A 19,988-nucleotide genomic window follows, 5' to 3' on the forward strand; every position below is an offset into this window, starting at 1 on the left:
AAAAAAAAATACTAGAACGTGAATTTAATATTTATTAAGGAGTTGGGAATATACGCCAAATTGAGCTAAAAACAAGGATAAATAAATTATAACTGATCATTTTCATAGCTAAAGATGGGTATCTGTTTTTAATTAAGGTAACAATGAAAGGGAATCAAGGGTGTGATATTTATGTTCGACTAAACTGCCTTTAACATTCACAATCCTAAATCCCGAACTATCAGCCCCTAAGGGTCTTCCAACTGGTCCGGTAGTAATCATTTCCAAATCACCAGACCTACCGTATGAATTACGATGATAATGACCCGCAAAAACCTGCTTTACACCATACTGTTTAAATAAATCAAGATACATTTTTCGACGTTCTGAATTGATATTGAAATATTCATCAGGCTCATTCGGATCTTTCAGGAATAAGGAATGGTGCATAAAAACCATGATATTCTTTGCGCCTGATTTGTTAGCCTTTTCTAAATTAATTCTTAACCAGTATTCCTGTGCCGCAGCCTCTTCAGGAGCTAATGAAGGATCTTTGATTAATGATGAATTAATTATTATTCCAATCATATTACCTGAACGGAAAGTATAGCGGTCTTCCCCAAAATGCTGCTTATAAAGTTCAAGACTGGCAGGTGTTGGAACATTTTCCACATCATGGTTGCCGGAAACACTATACAATTTAATTGAGGGATCAAGTTTAGCCGCTATCCGCTTATATTCTGTAATCTGAGCAAGATCACCGGGTTTATTTACCAGATCACCACAAATCACAACGAAGGCGGGTTTCAAACGATTTGACTCGGCAATTGCCTTTTCCATGTTTACAGTTTCACGGCTGAATTCCTTATTGGCATTAAAAAAACCAAATTGGGTATCAGCCATCTGAAAAAATGTATAGGGTTTGGATGAGCAACCTGCAATCAACAACAATAAGATTGTAATTATAGTTCCGGGATAAAAAGTTCTTTTCATTTGTTGTAAATATCTCTATACAATATTACTAAGCAAAACATTTATATGATCATTACGTTAAACTTATGCTAAAAAGCAAGACGAAAGATCTGGAAAACATTTTGAATATGGTGAAATTAATAAGAATCCAAAAAGATCTAATACAGCAGCAATAACAATGCGGTTATTTTGTGTTGACCTTAATTTCTTAACTTGCGCCATCTAACCAAACAAATTACAAAATGAACGAAGTATATATCATCTCTGCAGTAAGAACCCCTATCGGAAGTTTTGGAGGCTCACTTTCAAGCCTTTCTGCAAGTGCTCTGGGTGCTGCAGCAATCAAAGCCGCAGTTGAACGTGCCGGTATCACTGTCGACCAGGTTCAGGAAGTATTCATGGGAAATGTTTTATCTGCTAATCTCGGACAGGCTCCTGCAACTCAGGCTGCAAAATTTGCAGGTTTGCCTGATATTCCGGCTACAACAATCAACAAAGTATGTGCATCGGGAACAAAGGCAATTATGATTGCTGCCCAGAGTATCGCATTGGGAGAGAACGATATTGTAATTGCCGGTGGAATGGAAAGCATGAGTAATGTGCCATATTATCTGGATAAAGCAAGAAATGGCTACCGTCTGGGTAACGGACAAATAATCGATGGACTTGTAAAGGATGGTTTATGGGATGTTTACAATGATTACCACATGGGTTCCGCAGCAGAACTTTGCGCCAGCGAGTGCAATATCAGTCGGGAAGATCAGGATGCTTTTGCAATAGAATCCTATAAAAGATCCCAATCAGCACAAGCAAACAGCAAATTTAAAAATGAGATCGTACCTGTTGAAGTAAAAGATCGAAAAGGTGAAATTAGCCTGATTGAACATGATGAAGAGATCAATGCGGTTAAATTCGATAAAATTCCTTCGCTAAAACCCGTATTTAAAAAAGATGGCACAGTTACAGCAGCAAACGCATCTACATTAAACGATGGGGCGGCTGCCTTAGTGTTAATGAGTAAGGCAAAGGCTAATGAATTGGGGCTTATACCACTCGCCAGAATTCTATCCTATGCGGATGCCCAACAGGCGCCAGAATGGTTTACAACAACACCTTCGAAAGCAATCCCAAAAGCATTGGATCGTGCCGGTATCAAAGCCTCTGAAGTCGATTTTTACGAAATAAATGAAGCATTTTCTGTGGTTTCGGTTGCGAATAACCGAATTCTTGAACTTGATCCTGCCAAAGTTAACGTAAATGGAGGTGCCGTTTCAATGGGACATCCGCTTGGAGCATCAGGTGCCCGAATTGTGGTTACCTTGCTGAATGTGCTTCAGCAAAATGGGGGAAAGATTGGTGTAGCGGGAATCTGTAATGGCGGTGGCGGAGCAAGTGCAATTATCATTGAAAATCTGCAATAAGAGGTCATGAGGCAGTTTTTAATATTTTTTATTTGCTCGGTTTTTGTTCTGAACAATGCTGATGCTCAGCATTCTGACAGCAATAAAAACAGGCAGACTTTGCTGAATCTTCAGGATAGTCTTCAGAGCCTCAGTTATAAAATGATTAATGACAGCATTGAACCTGAACGTTACAATGCCAATTACCAATTCATAAAGACATTGGTGAATGCGTTAAAAACTCCATATTCTTTCAATTTCTCGTTTGATTCGCTGAATACCATTTCGATCCAGTCATCCCCGGATAAAAGATTCAGAATCTTTAGCTGGCATGTGATGAATAATGACGGCAGCTACCGTTTCTATGGCACAATACAAATGAATAATCCGGATGGTAAGCTTCAAATGTTTCCCTTAGTGGATTATACCCCCGCGATAAAAAACAGCACTGATACTATCACTACATCTGACAAGTGGTATGGCGCTCAGTATTATCGTGTTATATCTGTGCTAAATAATGTACAGATCCCTTATTATGTTTTACTTGGCTGGAAAGGAAATACAATTAGATCAACAAAAAAAGTAATTGAAATCCTCTATTTCAAGGATGGGAAAGCCTATTTCGGGATGCCTGTATTCGACGGAGACACAGAGCAGCCCTTAAAGAAACGGGCAATTTTTGAGTACGACCGTCGCGCCTCCATGGTACTGAACTATGAACCATCAATCAGTACTGTAGTTTTCGACCATCTCGCCCCACCAGATCCAAAATTAAAGGGAAGATTTGAACTCTATGGTCCTGATTTCTCATACGATGGTTACCGGCTTATAAACGGCAGGTGGAAATTTGTTCAGGATCTGGAACTCAAAAATACCCCGACAGATCAGGATGATAATTTTAATGACCCGAAGAAAATGAGAGGCAATTGATAATTGAAAGTTGATAATTGATAGTTGACACCCGATAGCTATCGGGTTGACAATTAAACTCATAACTCGCACCAGGTAACGGGTAACTGGTAACAGACATTTACGGTGAAACCGCCTGCATCAGCAAACCTGAAACATAGGCCCCATAAGTGCCAATCACATAGCCGAAAACAGCTAATATAACTCCGATGGGAGCTAAAGATGGATGAAATGCGCTGGCCACCACAGGCGCCGAAGCCGGCCCTCCCACATTCGCCATACTCCCCACTGCCAGGAAGAAAAAAGGAGTTCTGGTTAACTTTGCGACTATAATCAATATCAATGCATGAATAGATATCCAAATTAAACCCACTATCAATAAACCGGGATTCTTAAAAATTGCCATAATATTCATTTGCATTCCTATTGTTGCGATCAGAACATATAAAAAAACACTTGCTATTCGGGATGAGCCTACCCCTTCAAGTTTTCTGACCTTTGTAAAGGAAAGAAGCATACCTAAAGTGGTAGCAATAATAATGATCCAGAAAAATCCGGAGGTCAGACTCAGGGTACTCAATTGTGGCGCATTTATAGTTATCCATGGAGCAATTATATCTGCTCCGAAATGTGCAAGTCCCGTTATTCCAAAACCAACAGCCAAAATCATGATAATATCCTCCATCTTAGGGATTTTCATAATACTTAACTGATAGCTTTCAATTTTTTCCTTTATATCAGTAACTGACTGATCATCAGCTTTTAAAAACTTATTTATTTCCAAATTCTTTCCGGCAGCAAACAGTAAAAGGGCCATCCAAACATAGCCTACAAACACATCCAGGGCAACCATTGCAGAAAAAACATCTGCGCTTGGTTTAAATATTTCGAACATTGCAGCCTGATTGGCTCCACCCCCAATCCATGAACCTGCAATTGTGCTTAAACCTCTCCATACTGAATCAGGCCCTTCTCCGCCTACAACTTCCGGTGATACCAGAGAAACCAGATATACAGCTATTGGTCCACCTATAATTATACTGATTGAACCACAAATAAACATCAAGCCTGCCTTTTTCCTTAATTTCCAAATTTCTTTTAAATCGAGACTTAGTGTAAAAAGAACCAGACTAGTTGGAAGAAGATATCTCGAGGCAACTGTATAAAGAGCTGATTCAGAACCTGATATTACCCCTGTTGAATTTAATATACCGGGAAGAAAATAGCATAAAAGGATTGGAGGTACATAAGTATAAAGCTTCCTGAATATAATATTCTTGCTCTGCGATGTCCAAAAAACAAATCCCAGAATACTCATCAGTATGCCTAAAACAACTGCATCATTTGTAATCAATGTAGTATTTTCAACCATCTTAGGGATTTATAATTGTTTACAAATAATATAAGTCAGCAATTTTAGTAAATTTTAATTATAATTGAACTTTTTACTCCTTTTTAACCAATTAAAGAGTAAAACCACAGCCAATTAACAATTCTAAACATTATTAATTTTATTCAATCGTATGGAAATACAGCAAAAACAGCTTTTTGGACACCCAAGAGGGCTATATGTACTTTTTCTTACCGAAATGTGGGAAAGGTTCAGTTTTTATGGAATGAGAGCCCTTCTTGTGCTCTTTCTGGTTTCATCAGTTAATGGTGACAATCCAGGTTTTGGATGGACCAGCAGCGAAGCCTTAAAGCTATATGGCATTTATACGTTTCTGGTCTATTTATCCTCAATCCCGGGGGGTATTCTGGCAGATAAATTGATCGGACAAAAAAAGGCTGTGATTTTAGGAGGATTATTGCTGGTAGCCGGGCATAGTATACTTGCATTCCAGTCATTAATTACTTTTTATATCGGATTAGGACTCATCATTGCCGGAGTAGGATGCTTAAAGCCCAATATCTCGACCATGGTTGGCGGACTCTACCCGAAAGGGGATGATCGCCGCGACAAGGGATTTACGATTTTCTATATTGGAATAAATACCGGAGCCTTTTTAGCCGGTATCATTATTGGCTATGTTGGAGAAACAATGGGCTGGCATTATGGATTCGGCCTAGCAGGAATTGGAATGGCCTTAGGTCTGATCATATTTATGGCAGGCCATAAATATCTTAAGGGCGTTGGTGAAGCAACCAAAGAATTATCGGCGGCAGATCAGGAAATGATCTCAAAACCACTTACAAGTATTGAAAAAGACCGGGTGAAAGTCATGTTGCTTTCGTTTTTAATGATTATTGTATTCTGGGGAGCATTTGAACAGGCAGGAGGATTAATGAACCTTTATGCATCAGAGAAAACGAATCGTATGATTGAATTCCTTAACTGGACTGTACCTGCAACCTGGTTTCAGTCGGTAAACTCATTTTTCATCATCACACTGGGAATTCCGATAGCCGCATTCTGGTTTAACCGAAAAAGAAATGGTAAGGAAGCTTCCTCCATCTTCAAAATTGCAATTGGTGTGATCATTATGGGCTGGGGATTTTTATTCATGTCGGCAGCTTCAATTCAATATCAAAATGATGGTGCTTCTGCAATGTACTGGCTCGTTCTTGCCTACCTCTTTCATACAATCGGTGAACTTAGTGCCTCCCCTGTTGCACTATCCTTTATCACCAAACTTGCCCCTATGAAATATGCATCGATCATGATGGGTGTATTTTTCGCAGCTACCGGACTTGGTAATTACGTTGCCGGATGGGTGGGTGTATGGTCACAAACCGCAGGTGAGCTCGAGATATTTACAGGAATTGCCATCTTTTGTACCATTATTGGGGGAATTGTAATCGCAATCCTCAAGCCCTTAAAAAGGCTTACTCATGGAGCTGAAGACTTTTCAAAAGAAACTATGGCCGGAGCCAAGACTGAATAACGAATTATTGATTAGAATAAAATGAAGAGGGAGAGATAGAATTATCTCTCCCTTCGTTTAAAGCAGTATATTCGCAAATCAAATCTGCATTCGTGTTATCAGACAGCATCGTCATAATTCCCACTTACAACGAGAAGGAAAATATCGAAAATATTATCCGAAAGGTTTTTTCCTTGCCGGATGTATTTCATATTCTGGTTGTTGACGACGGATCACCTGATGGTACTGCCGACATTGTTAAGAGTCTTCAGGAAGAATACGAAGGTATGATTCATATCGAAGAGCGGCCTGGCAAACTCGGACTAGGCACAGCCTATATTCATGGCTTTAAATGGGCTCTTGAACGTAATTACGAATATATTTTTGAAATGGATGCTGATTTTTCGCACAATCCCGAAGATCTGATCCGTTTAAAAACTGCCTGTATTGAAGGAGCTGATCTGGCTATAGGTTCAAGGTATATAAAAGGAGTGAATGTTGTAAACTGGCCAATGAGCAGGGTACTGATGTCCTATTTTGCATCTGTTTACGTAAGGCTTGTTACCAGAATTGATATTCAGGATGCTACCGCCGGCTTTAAATGCTACAGGCGTGTAGTGCTTGCCACCATTCCGCTTGATAAGATTAAATTTATCGGTTATGCTTTTCAGATTGAAATGAAATTTACTGCAATCAAATTTGGATTTAAAGTCGTGGAAGTCCCGATTATCTTTACCGACCGTACTGAAGGTACTTCTAAAATGAGTACTAAGATATTCAGGGAAGCCTTTTTGGGAGTAATCCAGATCAAATTAAACAGCTTTTTCAGGAAGTATAAATAATCCAGCTTTAAGCTGAATATTAAGAAATTAAACACATAAGACTTATATTTAATCATATTAATCATTCTATCATAAGCCTTATAAATAATCAAAACCTATGAATGAGCATCTTGACCCCGGAGAAGAGAACTTATCACCTGTAGAACGGGAGATCGAGAAAGTTCTGCGTCCTCAGGTCTTTGAAGATTTCACAGGTCAGCATAAAATTCTGGCAAACCTTCGTGTATTCGTTCAGGCGGCCAAACAACGTGGTGAAGCTCTGGATCATGTATTGCTGCATGGCCCCCCCGGATTGGGAAAAACTACCCTTTCACATATTATTGCCAATGAAATGGGTGTTAACATTCGCATCACCTCCGGCCCTGTTCTGGATAAACCCGGTGATCTTGCCGGATTGTTAACCAATCTTGAAGAAGGCGATATCCTCTTCATTGACGAAATCCACCGCTTAAGTCCGCTGGTTGAAGAATACCTCTACTCAGCGATGGAAGATTTCAAGATCGATATCATGCTCGAAACCGGTCCGAATGCCCGTTCCGTCCAGATTTCATTAAATCCCTTTACTTTGGTTGGAGCTACTACCCGTTCAGGCCTGCTTACAGCACCCTTACGTGCCCGCTTTGGCATTAACAGCAGGCTGGAGTATTATGATGCCAAATTACTAACTACTATTGTCCAGCGCTCTGCACAAATCCTGAAAACGGAGATATCTGATGAAGGATCGTATGAAATTGCCCGCAGAAGCCGCGGTACACCCCGTATCGCCAATGCCTTATTACGCCGTACCAGGGATTTCGCACAGATTAAGGGCACAGGAAATATCGATACTGACATAGCAAAATATGCCCTGAATGCTCTGAATGTGGATGAGCATGGTCTTGATGAAATGGATAATAAGATCCTGTTGACTATTATCGATAAGTTCAAAGGCGGGCCGGTAGGATTAAAAACCATTGCCACAGCTGTTGGTGAGGAAGAAGGAACTATAGAGGAAGTGTACGAACCTTTTCTTATTCAGGAAGGATATATCATGCGCACTTCAAGAGGCAGGGAATGTACAGAGGCAGCCTATAAACATTTGGGCAGGATAAAAACCGGAGGCAGCGATACTTTGTTTTGATACGATTATTGATTTATATTTAATGTAAATTATAAATCAAAATGGATCAGAAAATCATTAATCTTTACGACGAATACACTCATAAGCCCCTGAGCCGCAAGTCGTTTATGAACCGCCTGGTAAAGCTTACAGGTAGTGCGGCTATGGCTATGACGGCACTTTCTGTGCTTGAAGTAGGCTATGCAAATGCAGAAACTGTTTCTGAACAGGATGATGGCCTGATACTGGAAGATATTTCCTATCCCGGTGATGATTGTACTATGAAAGGTTATCTTGCCCGCCCCAAAGGCCGTGGAAAATTTGGAAGTGTGGTAGTTATTCATGAAAATCGTGGCTTAAATCCTCATATAAAAGATATTGCACGACGTGTCGCTAAAGCAGGTTTTATTGCCCTTGCACCGGATGCCCTTTCCCCTTTTGGTGGAACGCCTTCAAATACAGACGATGCCCGGGGAATGTTTGCTAAAATAGATGCTGCAAAAAACCTTAATAATTTTCTGAACGCCCTTGACTACCTGAAATCCAGAAAAGAAAGTAATGGTAAAACAGGATGTGTAGGATTCTGCTGGGGAGGAAGAATGGCCAATTTCATGGCAGTAAATTCAGCATCGCTTAACTCGGCTGTTGCTTATTATGGCGGACAACCAGATGCGGCAGATGTTCCAAAAATAAAGGCAAAATTAATGCTTCATTATGCTGGAATAGATGAACGTGTCAATGCAGGAATTCCGGCCTATGAAGCTGCATTAAAAGCAGCAGGTGTAGATTATCATCTTTTTATTTATGATGGCGTTCAGCATGCCTTCAATAATGATACCGGCGGCGAACGATATAATGCCGATGCAGCGAAACTTGCCTGGGAAAGAACCCTTGAACTTTTCAATAAAACCATCAAATAAAAAAAGGGGCTGATCCGATTGGACAGCCCCTTTTTTGATATTAATTGATCCTAGTATAAAGTAAACTCTACTCTTCTGTTATCCTGACGACCTTTCGCAGTTTTATTAGTTGAGATTGGCTGACTTTCACCATAACCTATTGCTTCAACACGTGAAGAATTAACTCCCTGACTTACCAGGTAAGATTTCACTGACTCAGCACGGTCTTTAGACAATTTCAGATTTGCTGCATCGCTGCCTACATCATCTGTATGACCAGCTAATTTAAGACTGAAATCTTTAGATTTTAACAAATCAGCAACTCTGTTCAGGGTTGGATATGAAGTTGCACGTAAGGTTGATTTACCAAAGTCAAATTCAAGATTACGAATAGCGTCAGCAACAACTCTTCTGTCTTCTTCAGTTACAACAACACGAACCGGGTTTACTACAGTTGTTGTTGTTGTTACTTTAATCTCACAACCTGCACCATCTACCTGCACTCCTGCTGGTGTATTCGGGCATTTATCAAAATAATCAGAAACACCATCCTTATCACTGTCATTCAGAAAACGCATACGCTCTCTGTTCATCTCTTCCATATGCGCTGCATGCTTTGCTCTATCAGCATCAAGACTTGCCTGAAGTGCTGCATTTCTGCTGATATAATCATCCTGTAATGCTGCAACCGGATTATAGCTAGACAATGCTGTTTTTGATTTGCTGCCTAAAATGAATTCAAGTCCGATACGTGAATATGAGAACTTATCGTTTTGAGGCCCGGCACGATATCCATCAAGATTATCGCCATCAACAAAATTCATGGTATATCCCAAATCCAGATTAATAGCATTCGATATGCCAAACTTAACTCCAAGCCCAACCGGTAAATAAGCCTCCTTCACATTCTCACCCGCATTAAACTTGGTTTCAACTCCGGCTTTAGTTTTGGTAGTTGGCTTATATCCCATTAAGCCATAACCTGCAGTCATGTATGGTCTGATGACATTTACACGATTAATCCAGTAAATATTTGCAAGAGTTAAATTAGCACTCAAACTTGCAGCATATGACACTTGTGTTTCGTATGAATCAAATGCGCTTACAGGCGGTAATCCATTTCCCCAGTTTCTGCTATTATCAGCCTTAAGTTTTCCGGCTAAAAAGTCTGCCTGAATTCCCAATGCCGGTAAAATTTGATTTTTTAAAGTAGCTCCATAACCGATATCGGCTTTCCAGTTCGTAAAATCATTCATTCCACTGATAACCGCGGGTGCAAGAATACCTGCATTGATACCAAAAGACCATGTATTGAAAGCAGATGAAGGAGCGAACAACTTAGGACGCTCAGGGTTTTCCTGAGCATTTGCTCCGGCAGTAACAATTAAGCTGAGTGCCAGTGCTGATAGTTTAAGAAAATGTGTTTTCATAATATAAGATTAAATTTAATAGCTTAAAGCAATAGCTATACCACTATGGTGAATAAGCCAATAATTGATCTTAATATGAATTCTGAGACAATGAACACATATCATATTTCTATCTTTGGACTAAATAATGGTCAGTAGTTCAGAATATTCGAAATTCATAAAAAATGAAGCCCATAAACTGGGCTTTCAGTTTTGCGGTATTTCTAAGGCTGTATTTCTGGAAGAAGAGGCCCCAAGACTTGAAAACTGGTTAAAAAATGGTTTTCAGGGTGAAATGAGCTATATGGAGAACCATTTTGATAAGCGCCTGGATCCTCGAAAACTTGTTGATGGTGCCCGTTCGGTTATTTCTCTTTCCCTGAATTACTTTACTGACCAACAACAAAATGATCCCAGTGCCCCTAAGATTAGTAAATATGCTTATGGAATGGATTATCACTTCGTGATAAAAGATAAGCTAAAACTACTGATGGAAGCTATAAGAGGCAATATTGGTGAAGTAAACGGCAGGGCCTTTGTAGATTCAGCACCTGTACTGGACAAGGTTTGGGCTAAAAAAGCAGGAATTGGCTGGGTTGGAAAACATAGTAACCTGATCAATAAGAACACCGGCTCATTCTTCTTTCTGGCCGAATTAATTACTGACCTTGATTTGGATTACGATGTAATTCCTACTAAAGATCATTGTGGAACATGCACCCGCTGTATAGATGCCTGCCCTACTGAAGCAATTGTCGCCCCTTACCTTGTTGATGGAAGCCGCTGCATCTCCTATCTGACAATCGAGCTTAAAAATGAATTGCCCACTGAATTCAGGGGAAAACTGGAAAACTGGATGTTCGGCTGTGATATTTGTCAGGATGTTTGCCCCTGGAATAAGTTTTCTGTAATAAATTCTGAGCAGAATTTCAGTCCGCATGAAGACCTTCTGGGGCTTAAACAGCAAGAGTGGCATGAACTTACCGAAGAAACTTTTAACAAAGTATTCAAAAACTCTGCAGTTAAAAGAACAAAGTATAGCGGATTAAAACGGAATATTGATTTTCTGAAACCACTTTAAGGGATATTCCAATCAAAAAAAATGTTCCGGAAGGCAATTCATCACATTTATTCCCCATCCCATCACATTTATTAGCAGGGCGGTTGCGGCAACTGTATTATTGTTCCATAATTCAATACAGAAAATGCTAAATAAAAGATTAAAATGAAAAATATTCTAAAAAACCCTTCAGATATCAACAGAATAGAATTCTGGGCTGCAACTACCATGTTCGTTTTTTCTGTATTCTTTCTTGTTTCAGGTGCTATAAACAATAACTGGGAGCCTGGAAAGCATGAATTCGATGAGGTCCATCAGCATTATTCATACTTCAACAACCATTTTTTACCCCTTTTATGCAGATATATCAGCTTTTATGCCAGTTATTGCCTGCTAAGCTTTGTGATCATTCCCCCACTCAGCAGAAAAGAAAATATCACACTGAATATCATATTTACACTGATTATATTTTACCTGATCAGTGTGGTACTTGCCATTACCGACACCTGGACTCAGGGATATCTTTTCGATAAATATTCAGAAGATGAGCTTTATTCAAAGCTCTTTCAGGAATCAGCGATCTATTCTTTCTGGCTATTGATGATGTTCGCCCTATATAATATCATAAAGTTCCTTGCGATCTACCTGCTTGAAAACTCAGATCTGATCCAATCTAAATACAGGGTAATCACCCGCGACGGAATATTTGCATTTATTTTCTGGATGATCACAATTTTCTTATTATTAATCGGTCAGAGTGATGCAGATGTTGTTATGATTGTTGGTACCTGTTCTCTTGCAGGGATATTTTTGTACTGCTATTCGATGTATGCCTACTTACCGGATATCTACAAAAAATCAAGGCCATTCAAAACTTATCTGAAAAAAATTTTCCTCTTAGTTTTACTTAGCACAATACCAATATTCACTATACTTCTGTTTTTGATTCCAAATCACGATAGTGAAATTGCTTTTGTAGCTGCATTATTTAATATCGGATTTCAGCTTTTATTTACAGCACCATTGGCCTGGTATGTTTACAAACACAGAACCACAGTAGATTATGAAATTAAAGGACTACAGACTGCATTGGGGCGTTCAACAGCCGACCTGAACTTCCTTCGATCTCAAATCAACCCTCATTTCCTGTTCAATGTACTTAATACACTATATGGCACAGCACTTCAGGAAAATGCAGAGCGGACTTCGGAAGGAATTCAGAAACTTGGTGATATGATGCGCTTTATGCTGAGGGAAAACCTTCAGGAGAAAATTTCACTACAAAGGGAAATAGAATACCTGAACAACTATATCGGACTTCAAACCCTGCGAACACAGTCATCACCTGATATTCAGATCCATACAGAGATTGAAGAGCATACAGGCATACTTCAAATCGCTCCTATGCTACTCATCCCTTTTATTGAAAATGCATTTAAACATGGCATAAGTCTTAAGGAGTCCTCAAACATTCGTATCAGCCTTGTTTGTAAAGACAAAACCCTCTATTTCGATATTTCTAACAGTATCCATCCAAAACCTTTAAATGATCCTGAAAAGGACAATAATGGTATAGGCCTGAATAATGTTCAGCAAAGACTCAGACTATTATACCCGGGAAAACATGAATTATCTATCCTGGAGAGTGGAAAAGAGTTTTTTGTTCACCTTACTATTCAACTGGACTAATTTATTTAATCATGAAAATTCTATTATTCATTCTGCTTTTTAGCATGATATTGAATTCTTGTGGTGAAAGTTTATGTTATGAATCAAGTAGAGTTAAAATTGACCAGGAGGAGATCACCATAATGGTTCACTCTCAGCAAAATAATGAACATCCACTTAAAGAAAATAAATGTAATATTATTAAGGAATGGCTAAATCGAAAAAGTATGCGTCAATTTCTAAAAAATTATATTTCATTGGAATCAGGAATCAGGAGTATCAATAAAAAGACTCATTTTAATGATACATTTATACCATGAATGCGATTGCACTTGACGATGAACCATTAGCACTCGAAGTAGTGCGCAGTCATGCTTCAAAAGTTCCTTTTCTGAACCTAAAGGCCGAATTCACTGATGCATTTAAGGCTATGGAGTATATACAGAAAGAAAATGTTGACCTGATCTTTCTGGATATTAAAATGCCCGATATTTCGGGGATCGATTTCATGAATAGCCTTAATAAAAAGCCGATGGTAATCTTCACAACCGCATATTCTGAACACGCGGTTACCAGCTTTGAACTGGATGCAATCGATTACCTCCTCAAGCCATTCTCATTGAGCCGCTTTGTCAAGGGATGTAATAAAGCATATGAATTGTTCCAATTGAGAAATAAAAGTGGTAGCGCTGATTTCATTTTTCTTAAAACAGGATATGAGCAGGAAAAAGTACATTTTGAGGATATACTATACCTGGAAGCCGCCGGAAATTATGTCAATTTTGTACTGAAAAATAAAAGTCTGCTTTCGCGAATGACTTTTGCCGAACTTGAAGTGATCCTGCCGAAGAATAAATTTATCAGAATCCATCGCTCCTACATGGCTGCTGTAGCTGCAATTAACAGGATTGAAAGACACCAGATACATATAAACGATTTTCAAATCCCTGTAAGCGAATCATTTATGGTAAACCTCAGTGCTTTGGACAAAAGATAAAGCTTTTCTTTGATCAATAATATGAAATATGTACTGCTCCTGCTTTTAACAATTTTCGCTGTTGACTGCCATTCACAGCGCCTGCAATTAAAAAATAGAGCAGCCGATGCATTAAATGGCACTGAATTTTCAAAGAGTATCAGGGATAGTTCCTTAAGTCTTGAGGAACGCGAAAAAATTATATTTAATGAGATTCAGTCCGGTAATATTCCCCGCTTTTACAGAAAACTTTCAGTGATCAGGGATACTGCAATAATTAAGGGAGAATTAACAACGATCAAATATTATGCTCTGCCTGATTTTCTGGCAATTGGCTCTGATTCCGATTATTTTTATTGTCCGATGCGACCTCAGTTAGCTCAGAAACTTGCAGACTTACTCGACTGCAGCCTTCCAACAAGAAAGATTTCCGATAGGATTTACCAGACTGCAGCTGTCAAAATGATGCCCCAGCCAATCCCTCCTTCCAAAGCAATGATCACTGTTCCGGTATTTGAAAGACATACAAGAATGGTACAGCAGCAAAGAGATCAATCCATTAGAAAATATCCATTGGGTAGCCTGGTGGCTGGTAACAAGAAAGATGTGGTTATTTCAAACATGATATACAATTCCAAAAATCATTTAAGAGTTGCAATTTATGGCTGGCATAAACCTGATGGCAAAGCAATTCAAGCACTTTATAACGGACATACTACCGATCATGTAGATTACAGCCATGGTATCCGACTGATCCAGAATAAGTTATGGCTTAATGGAAAGAAAACTACCCTACGATCCATCCTGGAATCAGAAACATTACATCCCCTGCTAAGCGATGAAGGAGTGATTGGGAAGGCGTATTACCCGGTAGAATAGATGTTGCCTGTTATCAATTATAAGTTGCCTGTTATCTGTAAATCATCCTAATTATTTAATGTTTTTTAATAGTCAATATCCTTTACTATTAAATTTTTTTTGAAACAGGATTAAGTCATGATACCTGGTTCTTGATTCTAGATACTATTGTTCGTTGCCTGTTACCAATTATCTTTTGCCTGTTACAATCATTTTTAATTCTCAACCCGATAGCTATCGATTCATTGTCAATTGTCAACTGTCAACTATCAATTACTTTCCAAATTTCATCTTCAATTGCTCCAAATGATCATTCGTAATAGGTTTCGCTTCTTCCTTAGGCTTTTGGGGAGAACTTTGAACAGAGCTCTGAGCAGCCGATGCATTCTGTCTGTCTGTTTTTAACTGTTCTTTTTTTGCATTAAACCGATTCCATATTTTTTCGAGACAACGCTTGGTGAACAAAGGAAAATCACCATTCATCATCCAGTTATAATAACTGGGTTCTGATTGAAAAACATCTTCAACCGGGCGGCCTTTATGTTTTCCGAAATTAATAATTTCAATCCCATCTTCATTATAAACCATTCTGGCAGCGAAATCTACCGGTTTATTCAAATTGGTAAATGCATGAAGCGATTCAATGTTGTTTTGAACCGGCATTGAGACTATACCCTTTTTATCCTCCCAACTTTGATTTTCATAACGTTCTATCTGGGCTTTCAGAACCTCATAAGTAGCTTTTATATCCGCTTCGGCTGAATGGGCATTTTCAATATCCTTGCCACAATAAAACTGATAAGCAGCTTTTAAAGTGCGCTGCTCCATTTGGTGAAATATATTCTGGACATCGACAAAATGTCTGTTTTCAATGTCAAAATCAATACCTGCACGTAAAAACTCTTCCATCAGAACCGGAATATCGAAGCGATTGGAATTGTATCCTGCAAGGTCGCAATCATCCAGGAAACGTGCGAGCTCTTCTCCTGCCTGCTTAAATGTTCGCTCATGACGGATATCTTCATCATAAATGCCATGAATGAGAGAAGATTCTAGCGGTATCGGTATTCCCGGATTGATACGCAGGGTTTTTACATCTTCCGTTCCATCAGGCATTGCCTTCAGAATGGATATCTCCACAATTCGGTCTGATGCGACATTAACGCCTGTTGTTTCAAGGTCGAAAAATGCAAGGGGGCGTTTTAGGTTTAATTTCATAGTGTATAGTCTACAAAAATCGCAAAATCATTCATATAAAGGGCAAAGTGTAAAATATTTTTGAATTAACGGGGATTTGTATATTTTGAGGTATTGATAAATCTACTAACCAACCTATCCTATGAAAAGGACAATGTTAATTATATGTCTTTTGGCATATTTCGGATCCACATTTGCGCAAAAAATCCTATCGGAGAATTGACAAATGAAGAACTGACAATGAAATCCTATACCGGTGACACCAGTGCACACGCGGTCGTTTTAAAAGAACTAGGAAATGCGTATTTCAAGATTCAACAGGATTCAAGGATCATTCTTGAATATACTGTCCGTATTAAAATATTTGACGATAAAGGTTTTGATGAGGGAAATGTAATAATCCCTATTTACAAAGGCGACAATTTAAAATACGAATCTGTAACAAATGTTTCGGGTACTACCACCTACATTGATGTTGATGGAAAGAAAGTAAAAGCGTCTCTGGATACAAAAAGTATTATTAAAGAAAATAAAAACAAAAATTGGGACCTGGTTAAATTCACCTTACCTGATCTTCATGAAGGTTGTATAATTGAGTATAGTTATAAACTTACATCACCCTTTATTTTCAATTTTCGTTCCTGGGAATTTCAATCTGATATCCCTAAGATTGAAAGCAAATATGTAACGACCATTCCGCAGGTTTATCATTATAATATTTCATATAAAGGTCCATACGAGTTAATAGCCGATCTGCCAGAATTAATGAAGGATTGTTTTACCGGTGGTGGGTCTGATCTAAAAACCGATTGCTGGAAAAATACATATGTTTTGGATAGTATACCTGCTTTCGTGGAGGAAGCATACATGACTGCCCGTTCAAATTTTTTATCTACGATCAATTTTGAACTTTCAGAATATACCGATTACATGGGAATAAAGCATGGGGTAACAAAAGAGTGGAAAAATATTGATGAAGAGTTAATGTCTTCTGACGTATTTGGAAAACAGCTTCAGAAGAAAGACGTTTTTGCAACAGAAATAAAAGCCCTCTTAGGAAAGCAAACGGATGAACTTTTAAAAGCAAAAACTATTTTTAAACATATACAAAAATGGTTTAAATGGGATGGGTCAATTGGAATTTATCCTGACGGTCTGCGCAAAGCTTATGAAAAAAGATCTGGAAATATTGCAGATATTAATCTTTCTCTTGTTTCTGCGATGACTTCAGCAGGATTATTTTGTGAGCCAGTATTATTGTCAACAAGGAATAATGGAATCATCAACAAATTATATCCTGTTGTAAGTGATTTCAATTATGTAATCGCAAGGGTTGTAATCGGGGAGAAAAGCTACCTGATGGATGCATCCGATCCCTTTCTCCCCTTCGGATTATTACCAATTCAATGCATCAATGATCAGGGACGGGTAATGAGTTTCACGCGACCGTCCTTTTGGATTGATCTTAAGGCTACACACAAGTCGGTTGATTCATATAGCTTGGTTCTGTCCCTCGATGAAACTGGGAAAATTAAAGGGAAGCTCACAAACTTTTCTATCGGATATGAGGCTCATAACAAAAGAAAGAGGATCAAAAAATTCAATTCTGTTGAAGAATACATCGAAGACCTGGATGAGCGTTACCCCAAGATGAAAATCTTAAAATCAGAAATTTCTAATCTTGACAGTCTGGAATCTACCCTAAGTGAAAGCTATGAGATAGAAATTGATGCATATGATAATCTCAACCAGGAAAAGTTTCTTTATAATCCTTTCCTGATGGTCAAGTTAACTGAGAATCCGTTCAAATTAGCTGAAAGATTATATGCGGTAGACTGGGGAATACCAAGTGAAACTCGGTTAATGCTATCGCTGACCTTTCCAGACAAATTTCGAGTGGTATCTTCGCCTGCAACAGCACGTCTTGGTCTGCCTCTGGATGGCGGCTTATTCATAACCACTCAAGAAATCAGTGATAATGTTATCCAGTTATCTCAAAGGACATTGTTCAACAAATCAATATATACACCAGAAGAATACCCATACTTAAAAGAACTTTTTAACAAGATTGTCGATAATCATAAAACTGACTTTGTATTTGAAAAGAAACTATGAAAAAGTATTTTGGAACAATGGCCTTAGTTGTGATGCATATTTTCTCTTATGCACAGATGAAATATGCCATAGATGCTATCCCTGCCGAGCTCAAAACACGGGCAGGGGCAGTGATCAGGAACGATGAAACCATTGTTGAAGTTAAGGATTTCAACGAAGTGATTATACGAAACACTAAGGCAATAACAGTGCTTAACGAATCCGCCGATGAGGAAGCAGCGCTTTATATGTGGTATGACAAAACCCGGTCAATTAAATTTATAAAGGGTGCCTTTTACAACGAGTCTGGACATTTAATGAGCAAAATTACAGATAAGGATTTTAAAGATGAGAGCGCTGTTAGCAACATGTCACTATTCGAAGACAGCCGCATAAAGCATTTCTCGCCTGTCAGCAAGATTTACCCATATACCATAGAATATGAATCAGAGATTAGAGTAAAGCAGAGTCTTATTTTACCGGAATGGATACCATGTAACTCAGCGGGAGTTTCAGTACAATCCTCAAAATTCACTATTCTCACTAACCCTAATTTCGAAATACGTTACAAAGAGATGAATAGTCCCGGCAAAGTTGAATCCGGAACTGATAAAAACGGCTACAAAACCTATAAATGGGAAATAAAGAATATGAAAGCCCTGCGTTCAGAACCCTACAGTCCTGATCCTGAACACTTTCTTCCAAGAGTCAAACTTGCACCTGTAAATTTTGCATATCAAAACGTGAAAGGGACATTTACGAACTGGAATGAATATGGGAAGTGGACCAACGAAGCATTACTTAAAGACAGAGATATCATCCCCGAAGAAACAAAAAAGTATATTATTGATTTGGTTAAAGGAATTGAGAGCCCAAAGCTTAAGGCAAAAAAAATATATGAATTTGTCCAGCAAAAGACTCGATATATAAGTATCCAGGTAGGGATTGGGGGTTTTCAACCATTTCCTGCATCGGATGTCGACCGGCTTGGGTATGGTGACTGTAAAGGGCTTGTAAATTACATGAAGGGTCTGCTCAATACTATTGGTGTAAAATCTTATTACACCCTTGTAGAAGCCGGCAATTTAAAAAAGAGTGCTATAACAGAATTTGCAAGTATCAATCAGTTCAATCATGTTATACTTTGCATACCCTTTCCTAATGACACTACATGGGTTGATTGTACAAGCAAAACTCTGCCATTTGGATTTTTAGGGGACTTTACAGACGATCGGGTAGCATTGGCCTGCACAGAAGAAGGTGGTAAATTAATAAGAACACCTAAACTGACAACGGAAGAAAACAAACAAATTAGAAAGGCAGAATTTTTAATTGATGATAAAGGTGGATTAAATGCCACCCTTAAAACAACATTTGAAGGATCACAATACGAAAACCGTGAAACCCTAATCAATGAATCTTATACTGAACAAGTTAAAAAATTAAAAGAAATTTACAATTTAGACTTTAATATTGAATCGTTTAAGCTTAACCAGGATAAGGGGTATAAGCCCTTGACCACGGAAGAAATTAAATTCACTTATCCTAATTATAGCTCCATGTCTGGAGAAAGGCTTTTTATTCCTCTAAATATTATCGATCCAATAGGAAGAGCTCCGAAAGAGGTTACAAACCGCACAAATCCCGTCTACATTAACAGGGGCTATACAGATACGGACGATATCGTTTTCACACTCCCGCAAGGATATAAGCTAGACACAAAACCTCAAAATATCAACATTGAAAAGCCTTTTGGGAAATT

The 19,988-nt window shown here is 38.5% G+C and carries 16 protein-coding genes; 12 read left to right on the plus strand and 4 right to left on the minus strand.

Features of this window, described 5'->3' with window-relative positions; genetic code table 11:
* Nucleotides 1-132: 132 nt before the first annotated feature.
* Complete coding sequence (locus tag Q8S11_RS16640; protein WP_305663255.1) at nt 133-972, minus strand: metallophosphoesterase; 840 nt, start codon at nt 970-972, stop codon at nt 133-135.
* A 221-nt stretch (nt 973-1,193) separates the two neighbouring features.
* Here Q8S11_RS16640 and Q8S11_RS16645 point away from each other — a divergent pair, with 221 nt between their 5' ends.
* Entirely contained in the window at nt 1,194-2,372 is a 1,179-nt protein-coding gene (locus Q8S11_RS16645; RefSeq protein ID WP_305663256.1) for an acetyl-CoA C-acyltransferase, read from the plus strand.
* A gap of 6 nt (nt 2,373-2,378) precedes the next feature.
* Nucleotides 2,379-3,281 carry a hypothetical protein gene (locus Q8S11_RS16650; RefSeq protein ID WP_305663257.1) on the plus strand — a complete coding sequence of 301 codons (903 nt, stop codon included), beginning with the start codon at nt 2,379-2,381 and terminating at the stop codon, nt 3,279-3,281.
* A gap of 100 nt (nt 3,282-3,381) precedes the next feature.
* On the opposite strand, the gene Q8S11_RS16655 is transcribed toward Q8S11_RS16650, so the two are convergent.
* Complete coding sequence (locus Q8S11_RS16655; RefSeq protein ID WP_305663258.1) at nt 3,382-4,632, minus strand: DUF819 domain-containing protein; 1,251 nt, start codon at nt 4,630-4,632, stop codon at nt 3,382-3,384.
* Between the two features lie 151 nt (nt 4,633-4,783).
* Here Q8S11_RS16655 and Q8S11_RS16660 point away from each other — a divergent pair, with 151 nt between their 5' ends.
* The 4 genes from Q8S11_RS16660 to Q8S11_RS16675 all read left to right on the plus strand — a co-directional run bounded on the left by Q8S11_RS16660 (nt 4,784) and on the right by Q8S11_RS16675 (nt 8,985).
* A complete protein-coding gene (locus Q8S11_RS16660; protein WP_305663259.1) occupies nt 4,784-6,145 on the plus strand; it encodes a peptide MFS transporter in 1,362 nt (453 codons plus the stop codon).
* A gap of 92 nt (nt 6,146-6,237) precedes the next feature.
* Nucleotides 6,238-6,966: a polyprenol monophosphomannose synthase gene (locus tag Q8S11_RS16665; RefSeq protein WP_305663260.1), complete on the plus strand. Its 729-nt coding sequence runs from the start codon at nt 6,238-6,240 to the stop codon at nt 6,964-6,966.
* 97 nt (nt 6,967-7,063) lie between these two features.
* Nucleotides 7,064-8,086: a Holliday junction branch migration DNA helicase RuvB gene (ruvB, locus tag Q8S11_RS16670; RefSeq protein WP_305663261.1), complete on the plus strand. Its 1,023-nt coding sequence runs from the start codon at nt 7,064-7,066 to the stop codon at nt 8,084-8,086.
* Nucleotides 8,087-8,127: 41 nt separating this feature from the next.
* Nucleotides 8,128-8,985 (plus strand): dienelactone hydrolase family protein, encoded by an 858-nt coding sequence (locus Q8S11_RS16675; protein WP_305663262.1) that lies wholly within the window; start codon nt 8,128-8,130, stop codon nt 8,983-8,985.
* A 50-nt stretch (nt 8,986-9,035) separates the two neighbouring features.
* Here Q8S11_RS16675 and Q8S11_RS16680 read toward each other — a convergent pair whose 3' ends face one another.
* The gene (locus Q8S11_RS16680) at nt 9,036-10,394 is read right to left on the minus strand and encodes an OmpA family protein (RefSeq protein WP_305663263.1); all 1,359 of its coding nucleotides are present in this window, start codon (nt 10,392-10,394) and stop codon (nt 9,036-9,038) included.
* A 127-nt stretch (nt 10,395-10,521) separates the two neighbouring features.
* Here Q8S11_RS16680 and queG point away from each other — a divergent pair, with 127 nt between their 5' ends.
* The 4 genes from queG to Q8S11_RS16700 all read left to right on the plus strand — a co-directional run bounded on the left by queG (nt 10,522) and on the right by Q8S11_RS16700 (nt 14,956).
* Complete coding sequence (gene queG, locus Q8S11_RS16685; RefSeq protein WP_305663264.1) at nt 10,522-11,454, plus strand: tRNA epoxyqueuosine(34) reductase QueG; 933 nt, start codon at nt 10,522-10,524, stop codon at nt 11,452-11,454.
* Between the two features lie 144 nt (nt 11,455-11,598).
* Entirely contained in the window at nt 11,599-13,122 is a 1,524-nt protein-coding gene (locus Q8S11_RS16690) for a sensor histidine kinase (RefSeq protein ID WP_305663265.1), read from the plus strand.
* A 295-nt stretch (nt 13,123-13,417) separates the two neighbouring features.
* Nucleotides 13,418-14,098 carry a LytTR family DNA-binding domain-containing protein gene (locus Q8S11_RS16695; protein ID WP_305663266.1) on the plus strand — a complete coding sequence of 227 codons (681 nt, stop codon included), beginning with the start codon at nt 13,418-13,420 and terminating at the stop codon, nt 14,096-14,098.
* A 21-nt stretch (nt 14,099-14,119) separates the two neighbouring features.
* The gene (locus tag Q8S11_RS16700; RefSeq protein WP_305663267.1) at nt 14,120-14,956 is read left to right on the plus strand and encodes a hypothetical protein; all 837 of its coding nucleotides are present in this window, start codon (nt 14,120-14,122) and stop codon (nt 14,954-14,956) included.
* Between the two features lie 252 nt (nt 14,957-15,208).
* On the opposite strand, the gene Q8S11_RS16705 is transcribed toward Q8S11_RS16700, so the two are convergent.
* Nucleotides 15,209-16,153: a 3'-5' exonuclease gene (locus Q8S11_RS16705; protein WP_305663268.1), complete on the minus strand. Its 945-nt coding sequence runs from the start codon at nt 16,151-16,153 to the stop codon at nt 15,209-15,211.
* A 219-nt stretch (nt 16,154-16,372) separates the two neighbouring features.
* Between Q8S11_RS16705 and Q8S11_RS16710 the strand changes: the two genes are divergently transcribed.
* Both Q8S11_RS16710 and Q8S11_RS16715 read left to right on the plus strand, forming a co-directional pair.
* The gene (locus Q8S11_RS16710; protein ID WP_305663269.1) at nt 16,373-18,247 is read left to right on the plus strand and encodes a DUF3857 domain-containing protein; all 1,875 of its coding nucleotides are present in this window, start codon (nt 16,373-16,375) and stop codon (nt 18,245-18,247) included.
* Nucleotides 18,244-19,988, plus strand: a 1,745-nt coding sequence (locus Q8S11_RS16715; protein ID WP_305663270.1) for a DUF3857 domain-containing protein, incomplete at its 3' end; no start/stop codon positions are given. The genes Q8S11_RS16710 and Q8S11_RS16715, both read left to right, overlap by 4 nt.

It is taken from the genome of Daejeonella sp. (assembly GCF_030695525.1).
Taxonomy (GTDB): domain Bacteria; phylum Bacteroidota; class Bacteroidia; order Sphingobacteriales; family Sphingobacteriaceae; genus Daejeonella.